Genomic DNA, 15,084 nt, shown 5'->3' on the forward strand with positions numbered 1-15,084 from the left:
TGGTCGAGCCGTTCGAAGCCGTTGACAGGCCCTACATTTCGAGACGACAGTTTGATGACGGCGACGCAGCCGCGCCGATGGAACACAGGATTGTCATGGGGGCCGATGTGAGCATCAGGGGCACCGTCAAAAGGTCCATCGTCTTCTTCCTGGTCCCCGATTTCACGATGCTCGCCTTCGCGACGGCGGTCGAGCCGTTGCGCGCGGCCAACCGCATGCTCGGCTACGAGGCCTATCGCTGGCGCCTGGCCAGCGTGGACGGCAGGCCGGTCAAGGCCTCGTGTCAGATCGAATGCGCCGTCGACACCTCGCTCGACGACGAGCGGCGCAAGATGTCGGGCCCGGAGCGGCCGTCCATGGTCGTCGTGTGCAGCGGCGTCAATGTCGAGAACTACACCAACAAGTCGACCTTCGCCTGGTTGCGCGAGGAAGCCAATCGCGGCGTGGCGATCGGCGGCCTGTGCACCGGCGCCTATATCCTGGCGGCCGCGGGACTGCTGTCCAACCGCCGCTGCGCCATTCACTGGGAAAATCTGCCCGGTTTCTCCGAGCGTTTCCCCAAGGCTAACGTGATCGCCGACCTGTTCGAAATCGACCAGAACCTGCATACCTGCGCCGGCGGCACGGCCGCGCTCGACATGATGCTCAAGCTGGTCGGCGACGATTTCGATGACGGGCTCGTCAACCGCATCTGCGAGCAGGTGCTGACCGACCGGGTGCGCAGCCCCACCGACCGCCAGCGCCTGCCGCTGCGCGCGCGACTCGGCGTGCAGAACGCCAAGGTTCTGTCGATCATCGAACTGATGGAAGCCAATCTGTCCGAGCCGCTGTCGCTGGTCGAGATCGCCGACGGCGTCGACCTGTCGCGACGCCAGATCGAGCGGCTGTTCCGCCAGGAGATGGGCCGTTCGCCGGCGCGCTATTATCTCGAAATCCGCCTCGACCGGGCCCGTCACCTGCTGATCCAGTCCTCCATGCCGGTGGTCGAGGTGGCGGTGGCCTGCGGTTTCGTGTCGGCCTCGCATTTCTCCAAATGCTATCGCGAACTTTACGCCCGCTCGCCGCAGCAGGAGCGCAACGACCGCAAGAGCCTGCTTGCCGCCTGACCCCGCACGCGGCGGCAAGGCCGGACGCGATTTGACTGCGGCAGGTCGCTCCCCGGGCGGCAATTGGCACGGGCGCCATGACGCCCGGCGGCGTCAGTTCTCGTTCCAGAACCTTTGCCGATCCTGCCACATTTTTTCGCCGATCAGGCAATCATAGCCGCCGGCCGGCGCCTGCGCCGGGCGCACGGCGACCGTGACCACCCGCGCGTCGCGATCGGAAGACGGCCGCGTCCGGTTCGGCGGCCGGCCGGCCAGTTCCAGCACCAGCTTGCGTCGGATCGTTTCGGGAAAATGCGACCATTCGGTCACCGGGATGACGAACGACCCCGGCCCGCCGATCACACAATGCGCGTAATAGCGATCGAGATCGGGCAGGTCGAAGCGGGTGGTCATGCCGCTATTGGTCATCAGCGGCAATCCGTTGACGACGATGCCGCGCGCCACCAGCCCGTCGCGGGCTTCATCGACCGGCGGCCCCTGATTGTTGGGACCGTCGCCCGACACGTCGATAACTCGTTTCATTCCCCTGAAACCATTGTTTTCAAACAGGCTTTCGGCAAAGAGCAACCCGCTGGAGATCGAGGTGCGGCGCGCGCTCCTGGCCGGCGTCGCCGTCAACAGCGCCACGAAGGCTTCCGCGTCCGCCCGCGAGGCGATGCGTGTCCACGGCACGACGAGACGCTGGCTGGTCTCGCCGGCCCATTCGAAATAGGTCACCGCGATCTTGCCGTGCAGGCCGCTGCGGATCGCGGCCAAGACCTGCTCGTGCACGAGCGCGGCCACATAGCCCTCGCGCTGGATATCGAGTTCGCTCGGCGACATCGACAGCGACACGTCGACGGCCAGCACCAGTTCGACATCGACCACCTCGTCGCCCTCGCCGCCGCTGCCCGCCCAGGCGCCCACCGGACCGGCCAGGGCGAAGGCGGCCGCCCCGATCAATGCCAGCACCACGCCCAGCGCCGGCATGGCGGCCCGCTGCGATCTGCGCCTCGTCCAGACCATCAATCCTGCTCCATCCCGCTCCAGATCTTCTCGCCGATCAGGCAATCCACGCCGGCCGCGTCGGCCATGCCGGTCCGGCCGGCGACCGTTTGAACCGCAACGGCGAAATGCGACAATTCAAGCACCAGCTTCCAGCGCACCGCTTCGGCGAAATGGTCCCAACTGCGCACCGGCAACAAAAACGCGCGTGGCCCGCCGATGACGCAGTGCGAATAATAGTCTTCCAAAAGCGCGATCGTCTCGTCGCCGAAGGCGCGGCCTTCGAGAATGATCGGCAAGCCGTTGATGGTGATGCCGTTTTCGACCGCGATGTCGCGCCATGCCGCGACCATGCCGCCCTGATTGTTGGGGCCGTCGCCGGAAATGTCGATGATGCGGCGCAGGCCGCGAAAGCCGCTCGTGGCGAAGGCGCGCATGGAATGGCGGATCGCGCCGGATATCGAGGTTTGGAACAGATTGCGCACCGGCGCCTGCTCCAGCAGCGTCGCGACATGCTCGGCCCGGGCGGCACCGTCGACCAGGGTCCACGGCACCACGACACGGCGCGAATTCGATGCGCCCCACTCCACATAGGTCAGCGCCACGCGACCGTACCGACCGTTTTCGATCGCCCGCACCACCTCCGGCGAGCGTAGCGCGGCGATATAGCCTTGCCGTTGCAGCGCGAGTTCGTCGGCCGTCATCGAGCTCGACACGTCGACGGCCAGCACCAGCTCGACATCGACGACCGCAACGTCTTGGCCGGCGAACGCGCCCTTCCCCGGCGCGCCAAGCACCAGCGCCGCCAACACCAGTCCGGCCAACGGGGTCCAGACAACCGACATGTCGCCATGATAGGGCAATCGCGGCGACAGGAAAGCGAGCGGCCCGGCGATAGCGGGGCCGGGCTTTCACTTTTGCGCGACCGCGCCGGCCGGGCGCCTGCCCTGCCTTGACCGAAACGGATGCCCTAACTGCGCGGCTTGAGGTTTTCCGGGTCGTAGAGCGGCTTGTAGCCGACGGCGGCGACCTCGACCGGGTAGGTTTCGCCAAAATACTCCACCGCCAGCCGTCGTCCCTCCTGGCAATAGGCCCACGGCAGATAGGCAAGCGCGATGTTCTTGCCGATCGTCGGGCCGTAGGCGACCGAGGTCGTGAAGGAGCGCCGTCCGAGCGCGTCGACCAGCGTCTCGCCGGTCTCGGGATCGATCACCGGCATGATGCCGACCGGATAGCGCGCGACGCCGGTCGGATCGACATTGTCGGTCATAACCAGCGTGCACAGCATCGCCGGCTGATGGTCGCGGGCGCGATAGTCGAGATGTTTCGCCTTGCCGCAGAAATCGGCCTCCTTGACCTTCGGGCGGGCAAGGTCGGCCTCGTAGAGATTGTACTCGGTCAGGAGATCGGCATTCTGCAGCCGCAGGCTTTTTTCCATGCGCCGCGAATTGGCATAGGTTTCCACGCCGAACGCCATCACCCCGGTCACCCTGAGCGCGTCCCAGACCGCGAGCCCGTCCTCGTAGGCCATATGCAGTTCCCAGCCCTGCTCGCCGACATAAGAGAGCCGGAACGCGGTGACGTCCTTGCCGGCGATCCGCACCGACCGAATGGCGGCGAAGGGAAAATTCTGCGGGCTGAGCGCGTCGGGATCCTCGACCGCCTTTTGCAGCGTAACGCGCGCGTTCGGTCCCCAGATGCCGATCGTGACGTAGCGTTCCGTCACGTCGGTGATGGTGACGTCGAGCCCGCGCTCCTGCGCCGTCCGCCGCATATAGTGGAAGTCGCGCGGCCCGGCATCGGCCCCGTCCACCACCCGGCACCGGTCGGCCATGCGGATCACCGTCAAATCGGCGCGCACCATGCCTTCCTCGTCGAGGAAATGGGTGTAGATGCCCTTGCCGACATTGGCGTCGCCGCCGATCCTGGCCGCGCACAGCCACTCCATCAGCGCGACATGGTCCGGCCCCTCGACATCGTAAATGGCGAAATGCGACAGGTTCACGATGCCGCAATTCTCGCTCATTTCCAGATGTTCGGCGTTGGAGACGCGCCAGAAATGGCGATTGTCCCATTCGTTTTCGCGCACCGGCACGCGGTCGGCGTATTTTTCCACAAGATGTGCGTTGGCGGCGTAACCGTGCGCGCGTTCCCAGCCGCCCAGCTCCATGAAATGGCCGCCGAGTTCGACCTCGCGCACGTGGAACGGCGACCGGCGTAGATTGCGCGCCTTGGAAAACGGCTCGCGCGGATGCACGGCCGGATTATAGACCTTCATCGCTGTCTCGGTGCAGCGCTCGACAATAAAGCCTTCTTCCATCTGGTGCGGATAAAACCGCGCGTAATCGATGGCGTGATAGTCGATATGGGTGCGCCCGTCCGTCATCCAGTCGGCAATCAGCTTGCCCATGCCCGGCCCGTCCTTCACCCAGATGGCGACGGCGTACCACAGCCCCCTCGCCTTCTGGCTCTCGCCGATCGAGGGGCCGCCGTCGCTGGTGACCTGCAACAGGCCGTTGAAGGAGCGCTTTTCCTCGTAACCGAGTTCGCCCAGGATCGGCGTCAGTTCGATCGCGCGCTCGAGCGGCTCCATGATCTGCTCGATATCGAGATCGCGCTGCGAGGGCGACAGCCGCGCCTGTTCCTTCGACTGAAGCTCGCGCGGATGGCACAGGCGCGGCGTCTTTTCTTCGTAATAGCCCCACTCGATCATGCCGCCTTCCGAGCTCGTCGGGTCGCCGGTATCGCGCATATAGGCCGAATTGCCCTGGTCGCGCATCAGCGGCCAGCCGATCTCCTTGCCGGTACCGGCGAACTCCCGATACGGGCCGAAGAAGGTCAGCGGATGGTCGATCGGCATCACCGGCAGGTCCTCGCCCACCATCTCCGCCACCAGCCGCCCCCACAACCCCGCGCACACCACCACATGGTCGGCCAGGATGGTGCCGCGCGCGGTTTCCACGCCCCGGATGCGGCCGTCCTCGACCACGAGCCCGGTTGCCGGCGTGTTGGCGAACGCCTTGAGCTTGCCGGCCGCCACCCCCTGGTCGACCAGCTTGCCGGCCACCGTCTGCGAGCGCGGGATGACGAGACCGGCGTCGGGATCCCAAAGGCCGCCCTGTACCATCTCCTCCTCGATCAACGGGAATTTCCGCTTGATCTCCGCGGGGTCGACCAGATGGGCGCGTGTGCCGAAAGCCTTGGCCGAGGCGACCTTACGCCGGATCTCGTCCATGCGCGCGTCGTCGCCGGTGCGCGCGACCTCAAGCCCGCCGACGCGGGCGTAATGGCCCATCCGATCGTAGAAATCGATCGAGTAGAGCGTGGTCCAGCACGACAGGAAATCGTGGCTGGTCGCATAGCAGAAATCCGACGCATGCGCCGTCGAGCCGATGTCGGTGGGGATGCCGGACATGTCGATGCCGACGATGTCGTCCCATCCGCGCTCGATCAGATGATGGGCGACCGAGGCACCGACAATGCCGCCCAGTCCGACGATCACGACCTTGGCCCGTTGCGGAAATTCTGTCATCTGCCCACGCCTCCGGAAGCTTCGGAGGCGGACTATAAGTCGCCGTACGGGCGCGATTGCAGCCTGTTTGCGACACAAGCCAAACGGCCCGCGACGCCGCATTCCGCCGGCGCGGGAACGCCTGCGTCATGCGCGCGCCCGGCACCGCCTCGCCGGCCGAAGCTTGCTCAGCGCGCCTGCTGGAGCACCCATTGCATTTCTTCCAGCTTACCCTCGGCCGCCAGGCTCTTGACGGCGTCTTCGAGGTTGGGATGGTCCGCAACAAGCTGCCCCAGCAACGCCTGGCAGCTTTCCACCGCCAGCTCGGCATTGGCCGGATTGTAGAGGCCAAGCACAAAAACCAGCGGATCCCAGCTCCCGTCCTCCAACCGGTTCGGGTAATATTTGCCCGCGTTGGCGCAATAATAGCCTGCCGGGATCGTGAACACCCGCGCATCCTGAACCCGCGCACTTTGATAAGCATGCTCGGCGGCTCCCAATCCGCCGACGAAATTGGCAAAGGAATCGAACAGGATTTCCCCGCGTTCGTTTTTGATGCCGCTTTCGGCATAGCGTCCGAGCGGTGTCTCGCCGAAGAAATAATCGACCGTCGCCTGGCGGTTTTCCACCATCCTGTTGAGAGCGGCGATCACCAGATTGCCGAGGCTGCCGGCATTGCCGGGCGTCACCTTGATCCCGCGTTCCTCGGCGATGTCGAGCAAAATCCGTTCGATATCGCTTCCCAGATCATTCGGCGCCAGGCGTACCAGTTCGTAAAGCAGCGCGCTCGCCAGGACCGGCGGCGGGTCGAAATCGAAGCCCGCCTCGGTCAGGAAGCGCACGAACCCGTTGTCGCCGTCCACGGTCGCGCGCGAGGATTGGAACAGTCCGCTCAAAATAACCTCGGCCGCGCCGGTACAGCCCGAATCGTGCGTTCTCACCATCGACAGAGGTTCGATCCGGCCGAGAATTCCGGCGATCCTGCGCGCTTCCTCCACATCGACGGCCAGCTCGCTGTTGCGCACCAGAAGCTCGGCGAAAAAACAGCTCGCCTTGAAGGTCTCGATCACCTGCGGATCGGCCATCACGCCGGCTTTTACGAGAAGCTCGGCCGACTCGTAATCCTTGTCGCGCATATATTGCTTGAACTGCGCGACGAGCTTGTCCGTCTTCGAGGCGGCATGCCCGACCGAAAGCGACATCGCCATCAAGATCGCCACGCAAAGCCGCACAACACCCGCATTCAAAGTCAATTTCCCCACTCCCCATCTGCGCATCGTTATCTGCCACGGCGCAGATTAACCGCGCCGGCGCGCAAGGAAAGGGCCCGCTTTAACAGATGTGCTGGTACAGGCCGGCGCTGTCTCAGGAACCGGCACCACCTCGCTAGTGACCGGGGTGCAGCGCGTCGTTGAGATACATGCAGGTCAGCATCGTGAAGACATAAGCCTGGATCACCGACATCAGCAGTTCCAGGGCGGTCAACGCCACCGTCATCAGCAGCGGCAACAGCGCCGCCACCGCGCCGACCGTGCCCAACCCGGCAAGACCGACCACGAAGCCGGCAAACACCTTCAATGTGATATGGCCGGCCAGCATCACCGCGAACAGCCGCACCGCGTGGCTGACGGGACGCGAAACATAGGAGATGATTTCGATCGGCACCACGATCGGCGCCAGGGCCAAGGGAACGCCGGAAGGCAGGAACAGGCGGAAAAAGCCGAACCCGTGGCGCCACAGGCCGTAGACGGTCACGGTTGCAAACACCAGCATCGCCAGCGCAAACGTCACCACGATATGGCTGGTCACGGTAAAGGCGTAAGGAACCATGCCGACGAGATTGGCCGTCAGAATGAACAGGAACAGGCAAAACACCAGCGGAAAGAACCGCATGCCCTCTTCGCCCGCATTGTCGCGGAGCGTCTTGGAAACGAAGTCGTGGACCAGCTCGACGGAGGATTGCCAGCGATCGGGCACCATGCCCCGCTTGCGCGTGCCAAGCAGCACGAAGCCGCCGGCCAGGACGGCCGCCAGGATCATGTAGGCGGCGGAATTGGTGAAGGCTATCTCATAACCGCCGATCGCGCCGAAGCTGACGATCGGGCCGATGTCGAATTGCTCGATGGGACCAGCCACGGGACCCTCCTTGAGAGCTGCGGGCCGTCCCGTATTGATCGTCGAAGGCGCGGGTCGTCCCGCGCGGTTCGCTTCATAACCGGCAGGCCGCGCCTGTCAACCGTCTTTCGCCGCAAGGAAAAAAGGCCGCAACGGGCGCGGCCTTCGATCGGTTTGCGGGGTCCGTCGGCCGGCCGGCGAAACTACCGGTCCGGCGACAGGTCGAAGCGCGGCCGCCAGCACGCCGCCAGAAGCACGACCATGCCGCCGGTGAAGACGAAATAGAACCGGTCGTCGGGCAGCGGGAAACTGGCGAACTTGCCCAGCGTGCCGATCGCCAGCGCGAACATGAGCATGTTGGTGCGCGGCGTCATACGCCCGGCGCGCGCCAGCAGCGCCCAGGCCGCCACAAGCACCAGCAACAGGCCCGGCCAGTCATTGTGCATCAGCGCCACGAGCACGCCGCGCACATAACCGCGAACGAAATCGACGATCGAGAAGTCGGGCGCGAAGCCGGCCATCGAATTCTGGATCTGGACGCAGGAAAAATAGAAATGCGCCCACCAGCCCGGATGGCCGCCCTGTTTTTGGACCAGGATGACGGTCAAAAGCGAGACCGCGAAGGTGGCCAGCATCGGCAGGGCGCGCCAGCGAAACAGCACCGCCGCGATCAACAGCGCGAACACCAGAACGATATTGTCCGGCCGGATCAGCACCGACGCGAACAGCAGCCCGTAGGCGGGCAGATCGCGCCCCGAGGCCAGAAGCAGGATCGCCGCCAGCGAGACCAGCGCCAGAAGCATGTCGGGCGTGACAGCGGTGGTCATATGGGTGTAGTCGGCCACCAGCAAAAACGGCATCGCAAACAGCGCCGCCTGCCAGGCGTCGTTGCGCCCCAGCCACCACAGGCACAACAATCCGACCCCGATCGACGGCAGGATCGACAACAGGATCGAGCCCGTCGCCAGCCCGGTGAGCGGTTCGAGCCAGCGCAGCAGCGCCACATAGGCGACCTTGACCCGGTACATCGACAGTTGCGACTGGAAGTCCTCGGGATTTTCCCACTGGTTCAAATTGTACGGATTGCTGAATTTCAGGTGGTAGAGCTGCGATTCGCGCGCGCCGGGCTCGATCACCGCCCAGGTTTCGCGATGCAGCTCCGCCGCCTCCGTATGCCGGTTTTCGAGCGCGGAGGCGACATAGGCGACCATGTCCCAATTGTAGTCGGGCCGCACCCAGGCATAAAGCGCCGTCCCCAGGATGACGGCCACCATGAAGACGGCCGCCAGCCTGTCGAAGATCGTCTTGGTCGCGATCCGGCCGAGCAGCGCCCCTACGACCGGCGTGGTGAGCGCCCAGCCGATCAGGCTGCTGCGCTCGGCCCGTTGCGCTGTGTTCATCTCGAAACTCCCCGCCCCTTTCAGCGTCCTCAGGACATCTGGCTTTTCACGAAATCCTTCACGATCGCGACGATGCCGCGCCCGAGCAGGCTGTCGAGCGCGTCGACGAAGGCATCGACATGCTCGCGGCCGCAAATCAGCGGCGGCTCGAGCCGGATGACGTTGCGGTTATATTCGGTGAAGGCGACCAGAACGTCGTGGTCGCGCAAAAGCAGCGCGCCGACGAAGCCCGACAGAGAGCCCTTGAGCTTGTCGTCGAGCACGCCGACCAGCGGCCGCAGCACCATCGGCAGGGTCTGCGAAAAATCCTGGAATTCCAGGCCGACCATGAAGCCCCTGCCCCGCACATCCTTGATGATCTTGGGATATTTGTCCTTCAGCGCGTTCAGCCTTTCGAGCAGATAGGCGCCGGTGTCGGCGGCATTGTCGATCAGGCCCTCGTCGTAAAGGATGTTCATCGCCTCGATCGCGGTGATCGACGCCTCGCCGATGCCGCCGAAGGTGGCCGCGGCGTGGATCATCGCCGTCTTCGGCGTGCCGTAGGCCTTCATGTAGATTTCGCGGCGGGCGATCATCGCCGCCATCGCCGTCTTGCCGCCGCCGAGCGACTTGGCAAGCGCGGTGATGTCGGGCACGACGCCGTAATGCTCGAAGGCGTAGAAGCGGCCGGTGCGCCCGAAGCCGCACTGCACCTCGTCGGCGACCCAGATCACCCCGTACTGATCGCACAGCGCCCTGAGCTTGACCCAGAATTCGGCCGGCGCCTGAACGATGCCGCCGCCGCCCTGGACCGTCTCGAGCACGATGGTGCCGATCTCCGGATCGGACCGGAAGGCGCGCTCGATCGCGTCGATATCGCCGAACGGGACGCGCACATTATCGCCCGGCAGGCGGAAGTCGGCGCGGTAGAGCTGGCCGTCGGTGATCGCCAGAACGCCCTTGGTCTTGCCGTGGAAGGAATTTTCCGCATAGACCATCTTCGGTCGCTTGGGACCGGCCGCGCGCTCGGCGAGCTTGACAGCGGCTTCCATCGCCTCCGATCCGGACGAGCCCAAAAACACCATGTCGAGATCGCCGGGCGAGCACTGCGCGAGATTGTGCGCGAACGCGGCAGCGTATTGCGACATGAAGGCGATCGCGATCTCGTGGCGCTTCTCGTCCTGGAATTTCTTGCGCGCCTCGAGCAGGCGCGGATGGTTGTGGCCGAAGGCGAGCGATCCGAACCCGCCGAAGAAGTCGAGGATCTTACGACCGTTCTGGTCGACATAATACATGCCCTCGGCGCGCTCGATCTTCACCTTGTGGAATCCGAGCAGCTTCATGAAATGAAGCTGGCCGGGATTGAGGTGCGCCTTGAACAATTCCGTCATGCGCGGCACGTCGAGCGCCTTGGCGTCCTCGACCGACAAAAGGTCCGGCTTGGGCAGTTTTGCCGGGGCGAGTTCGGGCGCGTCCACCACGGCGCGCGCGGTCTTAATTTCGGGCTTTGCCATCACGGTCATCTGTCTATCCCTCATTCCGCCGGCTGCAGGGTTGCGGGCACGGCGCGTCCCTCGCGCTTGGCGCGATATTCGTCATAGGCGGCGATCAGCATGTCGCCATCGTTGTATGCGGGCACCCAGCCCAGCTCGCGCTCGCCCTTCGACACGTCGAGCACGCACATCTCGTCGGCGATCAGATATTGCTCGGGATCCATCAGCGGCAGATTGATCAGGTCGAGAAAGTCGAGCGTGCGCTTGACCGCCCAGCCGGGCGTCGGCAGCAGAAAGGATTTCGATCCGGCGTGGCGAACCAGGTCGCCGAGCAGCTTGCGCACCGGCGGCGGGTTGAGCGAGCCGAGATTATAGGCCTCGTTGGGCACGCCCGCCTTCCAGCCGAGCCTGGCCGCCTCGGCGCAATCGAACACCGAGATGAACTGGTACGGGTTCCTGCCCGAGCCGATCATCGGCACCGGCAGGTTGAGGTCGACCAGCTTGAACAGTTTTTCCAGAATACCGAGCCGGCCCGGCCCGATGATCAGCCGCGGCCTGAACAGCGATATCCTCATGCCGCGCGCGCGCCATTCGGCGGCGAGTTCCTCGGTCTTGAGCTTCGACAGCCCGTATTCGCCGAGCGGGTTGGCCGGATGGTCCTCGGTCTGCGGCCACACGAATGTATGGCCGTAGATCATGTCGGTGGTGAAATGCACCAGCCGCCCGCACCCCTTCACATCCATTTCCTGGATGATGTTTTCCGTGCCGTGGTAATTGACCGGCCAGAAGAAATCGTGCCGCTTGGCCCGCACCTGGATCGGCGACAGCATCTTGGCCGACAGGTTGTAGACCATGTCGTCGGCCTTCAGCCCGACCGCGGCGACCGAGGCCTTGTCGGTGACGTCGCAATGCACGAACTGCGCCTGGCCGTAATGGGGCAGCTCGCTGCGCACGATATCGGCGACGATCACCTCCTGGCCCTCGGCCAGAAGTTTCGGGGCAAGATGGCGGCCGACGAATCCGTCGCCGCCGAAAATCACATGTCTCATCGGGTCAACTCGCTGGTCTGAACGGTCGGGGAAGAAGCGGCGGCCGGCGCGTCGTGCGTGCGCCCGCTCTGGGCGATCAGCACGGTGCCGACGCAGATGAAGGCGATGCCGGCGATCCTGAGCGCGTTCAAATCCTCGCGGAAGACGAAATAGGCAAACACCGCCACCGCGACGTAAGCCAGGCTCAGGAAGGGATAGGCGAAGGACAGCTCCACCTTCGACAGCACGAACAGATGCGACGCCATCGAGATCACGAAGGTCAGCAGCCCGAAAAACACCCACGGGCTGAACACGATCTGCAGGATCTTCAGGATCGGATTGACGCCGGCGAAGGAGAGCGGCCCCAGCGTCATCATGCCGTGTTTCAGCATGAGCTGGGCCGCAGCATTGGTCATCACCGTAAACAGTATGAAGCCGATATATTTCATGTCACCACCACATTCACGCTCGACATAATATCAAAATAAGAAATAATCGTGAATCTCATTTATTTTTCTGAATGAAAAACAAATATACTTATTGATAACCATATTTATTTCCAATTTTATCTATTCCGCAGCCGTTCGAGCCGGTTCGGCGGCAGCCAGGCCGTCGGTCACCGTGCGCCGCCAGAAATCCGACATGAAAGCGGGGTCGCGCAGCGCCTCGACCTGCCGCCAGGCCGGAAACGAGGCCGAAAAGACCTCCGGCGTCATCAAGGCGTGTTTGTAGGGATTGACCGCGCCACCGGCCGAAACGGTGATGCGGTCGAGCTCTGCGAGCAAGGACAGGGTGCGCGCGCCGAGATCGGGAAAGTCGAGCGTCAGCGTGTAGCCGGGGCGCGGGAACGACATCAGCCCCGGCGACGGCTGATCGCCGAACCGCTTGAGCACGGTCAGGAACGAGCCCTGGCCGGCCCGGCGCGCCGCCGCCAGCAGGGCCGGAACCGCCTCGCGCGCCGTATCGGTGGGAATGGCGCTTTGGTGCTGGTGCAGTCCGCGCGGCCCATAAAGCCGGTTCCAGTCGGCCACGCCGTCGAGCGGAAAGAAGAAACCGCGCGCGCCGACCCGCCCGCTGCCGCGCGCCGTCTTGGCCCGGTAGGCCGCGTTGAACAGCTTAAGCGCCGGCCGGTTGAGCAGATTGAGCGGCGGCTGGAACGGCACTTTCAGCCGCGCCCGGCGCACCTCGTAGCGCAGCGTCCCGCTGTCGGCGTGATTGCCGGTCAACAAAAGCCCCCGCCCCGCCTTGGCGCCGGCGGCGAGCTGATCGATCCAGGCAACCGCGTATTCGTTGGCCGCGTCGGCCGCCTCGGCCAGCGCGAAATAGTCGTCGAGCCGGTCGAAGGGGCGCACCTTCTGCTCGATGTCGAGCGCGCCAACCCGCATCAGTCGGATCGAGGCCCCGGTGATCAGCCCGGTCATGCCCATTCCGCCAATCGTGGCGCGAAAAAGATCGGCATTCGCGTCGGCGCGGCATGTGAGCGCGCGTCCGTCGGAGCGCAGCAGGCTAAGCGCCTCGACATGGCTGCCGAACGTGCCGCGGCGATGGTGGTTCTTGCCGTGAATGTCGTTGGCGATCGCGCCGCCCAGCGTCACCCACTGCGTGCCCGGCAGAACCGGCGGCAGAAAACCGTGCGGGGCGGCATGGGCGATGATGTCGGCCAGGAGCACGCCGGCTTCGGCCTCCAGAATGCCGGTTTCGGGATCGAACGCGAGGATGCGCGCGGCCGGGCGCATGTCGACCAGCCGGCCATGACTGTTGAGGCAGGTGTCGCCGTAGCTGCGGCCGTTGCCGAAGGCGAGCAGGCTTTCCGCCGCCGCCTTTCCGGACGCCAGAAGCCCGGCCGCTTCATCGAACGGCAGCGCCGATTGCCGGGCGGCGTTCGGCCGGCCGAAACTCTGCAGGCCGTTTTCCATCATAGGCTGGCCGCCACCAGCAGCATCGCCCCGAAACCGGCGACGAGCTGGCTGCGCCAGTCGCGGATGATGAACACCACCGGGTCCTCGTGCATCTCGCCGCGGCGCGCCAGAACCCAGATGCGCATGATGATGTAAAGCACGATCGGCGCCAGCGGCCACACCATCCACGGCTCGCCGTAGAGTTCGCGCACGCTGCCGGAATCGATGTAGAGCGCAAGCACCAGCACCGCCGCGAACCCCGAGGCGACACCGGACTGGCCGATAATGTCGATATCCTCGGCCCGATAGCCGCGTCCGGCCAGGCGCACGCCCCGCTCCAGCTCGCCATCGTCGAGTTCGACGAAGCGTTTGACCAGCGCCAGCGACAGGAAGAAGAAGATCGAGAAGGCGAGCAGCCAGAACGAGACGTCGGTTCCCGTGGCCGCCGCGCCGCCGAGGATGCGCATGGTGTAGAGGCCGGCGAGCGTCAGCACGTCGATCAGGAGCATGCGCTTGAGCGACACCGAATAGGCGGTTGTGGCGACCAGATACCCCGCCAGAACCAGCCAGAACTGCGGATCCAGCAGCGCCGCCAGCACCGCGCTGGTCGCCAGCAGGACGACGATGCTGGCAAGGCCGAACGGGATCGACAGTCGCCCGGACGCGAACGGCCGGTTGCGCTTGGTGGGATGTTTGCGGTCCAGCGCCAGATCGAAGAAATCGTTGATGATGTAGATCGCCGAGGCGGCGGTGCTGAAGGAGAAGAAGGCGATCAGGCAGGCCACGACCATCTCGATGTTGAGATATTCGTGCGACAGCACCATCGGCACCGCGATCAGCGTGTTCTTCAGCCATTGATGCACGCGCAGCATCTTGACGACGGCGCGCAGGTCCGGCCGCTCGCCGGGCACGAGCTCGCAACCATGGGCGGCCTGCCAGCGCGCGGCCGCGCGATCGGGCGCGACCACGATCGATTCGCGGGCGGCACCGAACACCTGCAGGTCATGACGGCTGTTGCCGACATAGTCGAACCCGCCATCGCCGAAAGTCTCGACAAGCCGCGCCCGCTTGCGCGACGAGGTCAAATTGACCCCGCCCTCGGTCGCCAGAACGTCGTCGAACAGGCCCAGATGCGCGGCGATCGCGGCGGCGAATTTGCGCGGCGTGCCGGTCGCCAGGATGATGCGGCGCCCGGCCGCCTTTTCCTCCGCCAGCCGCGCCGTCACCGCCGCGCGGTAAGGCAGGCTCGCCGGATCGATGTCGACGCGCGCCGCGATCTCGTTCTTGAGCCGCGCGGGACCGCCCAGCAGCCAGAACGGCACCAGGAGGAAGGCGAGCGGGTGCTGGCGCAGCAGCAGGAAAAGCCCTTCCCACAACAGGTCCGTCGCGATCAGCGTGCCGTCGAGATCGACGGCAAGCGGGATGGCGGTTCGGTCGGCGCGAGCATCCATATCGAGCAACCTTCACAAGCAGGGCACACCAATCTTCAGGTGCGCCGTCTGGCGAAGGTCTAGCCGCAGTTGCCCTACAAAAAGCTGAATCCGGGCCGCGAAGTCGCCCGCGCCGGGCG

The 15,084-nt window shown here is 64.8% G+C and carries 12 protein-coding genes; 1 reads left to right on the forward strand and 11 read right to left on the reverse strand.

All coding sequences use genetic code 11. The features are described from left to right. The first annotated feature begins 95 nt into the window (after nt 1–95). On the forward strand, nt 96–1,106 hold the full coding sequence (locus tag EP380_RS13190) for a GlxA family transcriptional regulator (protein ID WP_106571838.1): 1,011 nt from the start codon (nt 96–98) through the stop codon (nt 1,104–1,106). Between the two features lie 93 nt (nt 1,107–1,199). Here the strand turns inward: EP380_RS13190 and EP380_RS13195 are convergent, their stop codons facing one another. From EP380_RS13195 to EP380_RS13245, 11 genes are all read right to left on the reverse strand, one after another. Next, nucleotides 1,200–2,111: a DUF1194 domain-containing protein gene (locus EP380_RS13195; protein WP_238719856.1), complete on the reverse strand. Its 912-nt coding sequence runs from the start codon at nt 2,109–2,111 to the stop codon at nt 1,200–1,202. After that, nucleotides 2,111–2,935 carry a DUF1194 domain-containing protein gene (locus tag EP380_RS13200; RefSeq protein WP_127598945.1) on the reverse strand — a complete coding sequence of 275 codons (825 nt, stop codon included), beginning with the start codon at nt 2,933–2,935 and terminating at the stop codon, nt 2,111–2,113. Before EP380_RS13200 ends, EP380_RS13195 begins: the two co-directional genes overlap by 1 nt. Nucleotides 2,936–3,060: 125 nt before the next feature. Continuing rightward, nucleotides 3,061–5,622 (reverse strand): GcvT family protein, encoded by a 2,562-nt coding sequence (locus EP380_RS13205; RefSeq protein ID WP_127598946.1) that lies wholly within the window; start codon nt 5,620–5,622, stop codon nt 3,061–3,063. 167 nt (nt 5,623–5,789) lie between these two features. Further along, on the reverse strand, nt 5,790–6,848 hold the full coding sequence (locus EP380_RS13210) for a hypothetical protein (protein WP_127598947.1): 1,059 nt from the start codon (nt 6,846–6,848) through the stop codon (nt 5,790–5,792). 139 nt (nt 6,849–6,987) lie between these two features. Continuing rightward, complete coding sequence (locus EP380_RS13215; RefSeq protein WP_127598948.1) at nt 6,988–7,737, reverse strand: F0F1 ATP synthase subunit A; 750 nt, start codon at nt 7,735–7,737, stop codon at nt 6,988–6,990. A 182-nt stretch (nt 7,738–7,919) separates the two neighbouring features. Further along, nucleotides 7,920–9,116 carry a hypothetical protein gene (locus tag EP380_RS13220; protein WP_106571652.1) on the reverse strand — a complete coding sequence of 399 codons (1,197 nt, stop codon included), beginning with the start codon at nt 9,114–9,116 and terminating at the stop codon, nt 7,920–7,922. A 29-nt stretch (nt 9,117–9,145) separates the two neighbouring features. Next, entirely contained in the window at nt 9,146–10,618 is a 1,473-nt protein-coding gene (locus tag EP380_RS13225) for an aspartate aminotransferase family protein (RefSeq protein ID WP_106571651.1), read from the reverse strand. Nucleotides 10,619–10,629: 11 nt separating this feature from the next. Beyond that, the gene (locus EP380_RS13230) at nt 10,630–11,637 is read right to left on the reverse strand and encodes an NAD-dependent epimerase/dehydratase family protein (RefSeq protein WP_106571650.1); all 1,008 of its coding nucleotides are present in this window, start codon (nt 11,635–11,637) and stop codon (nt 10,630–10,632) included. After that, on the reverse strand, nt 11,634–12,065 hold the full coding sequence (locus EP380_RS13235; protein ID WP_106571649.1) for a DMT family transporter: 432 nt from the start codon (nt 12,063–12,065) through the stop codon (nt 11,634–11,636). The genes EP380_RS13230 and EP380_RS13235 overlap by 4 nt, the downstream gene beginning before the upstream one ends. A 120-nt stretch (nt 12,066–12,185) precedes the next feature. Then, the gene (locus tag EP380_RS13240; RefSeq protein WP_127598949.1) at nt 12,186–13,535 is read right to left on the reverse strand and encodes an FAD-binding oxidoreductase; all 1,350 of its coding nucleotides are present in this window, start codon (nt 13,533–13,535) and stop codon (nt 12,186–12,188) included. Continuing rightward, complete coding sequence (locus tag EP380_RS13245) at nt 13,532–14,965, reverse strand: UbiA family prenyltransferase (protein ID WP_127598950.1); 1,434 nt, start codon at nt 14,963–14,965, stop codon at nt 13,532–13,534. Before EP380_RS13245 ends, EP380_RS13240 begins: the two co-directional genes overlap by 4 nt. Nucleotides 14,966–15,084 lie beyond the last annotated feature (119 nt).

It is taken from the genome of Nitratireductor alexandrii, from assembly GCF_004000215.1.
Lineage (GTDB): Bacteria > Pseudomonadota > Alphaproteobacteria > Rhizobiales > Rhizobiaceae > Mangrovimarina > Mangrovimarina alexandrii.

What these genes read in the sequence shown, in the direction of transcription:
- EP380_RS13190 (WP_106571838.1), top strand. Translation starts at nt 96, where the DNA reads ATGGGGGCCGATGTGAGCATCAGGGGCACCGTCAAAAGGTCCATCGTC.
- EP380_RS13195 (WP_238719856.1), bottom strand. Translation starts at nt 2,111, where the DNA reads ATGGTCTGGACGAGGCGCAGATCGCAGCGGGCCGCCATGCCGGCGCTG.
- EP380_RS13200 (WP_127598945.1), bottom strand. Translation starts at nt 2,935, where the DNA reads ATGTCGGTTGTCTGGACCCCGTTGGCCGGACTGGTGTTGGCGGCGCTG.
- EP380_RS13205 (WP_127598946.1), bottom strand. Translation starts at nt 5,622, where the DNA reads ATGACAGAATTTCCGCAACGGGCCAAGGTCGTGATCGTCGGACTGGGC.
- EP380_RS13220 (WP_106571652.1), bottom strand. Translation starts at nt 9,116, where the DNA reads ATGAACACAGCGCAACGGGCCGAGCGCAGCAGCCTGATCGGCTGGGCG.
- EP380_RS13225 (WP_106571651.1), bottom strand. Translation starts at nt 10,618, where the DNA reads ATGACCGTGATGGCAAAGCCCGAAATTAAGACCGCGCGCGCCGTGGTG.
- EP380_RS13230 (WP_106571650.1), bottom strand. Translation starts at nt 11,637, where the DNA reads ATGAGACATGTGATTTTCGGCGGCGACGGATTCGTCGGCCGCCATCTT.
- EP380_RS13235 (WP_106571649.1), bottom strand. Translation starts at nt 12,065, where the DNA reads ATGAAATATATCGGCTTCATACTGTTTACGGTGATGACCAATGCTGCG.
- EP380_RS13240 (WP_127598949.1), bottom strand. Translation starts at nt 13,535, where the DNA reads ATGATGGAAAACGGCCTGCAGAGTTTCGGCCGGCCGAACGCCGCCCGG.
- EP380_RS13245 (WP_127598950.1), bottom strand. Translation starts at nt 14,965, where the DNA reads ATGGATGCTCGCGCCGACCGAACCGCCATCCCGCTTGCCGTCGATCTC.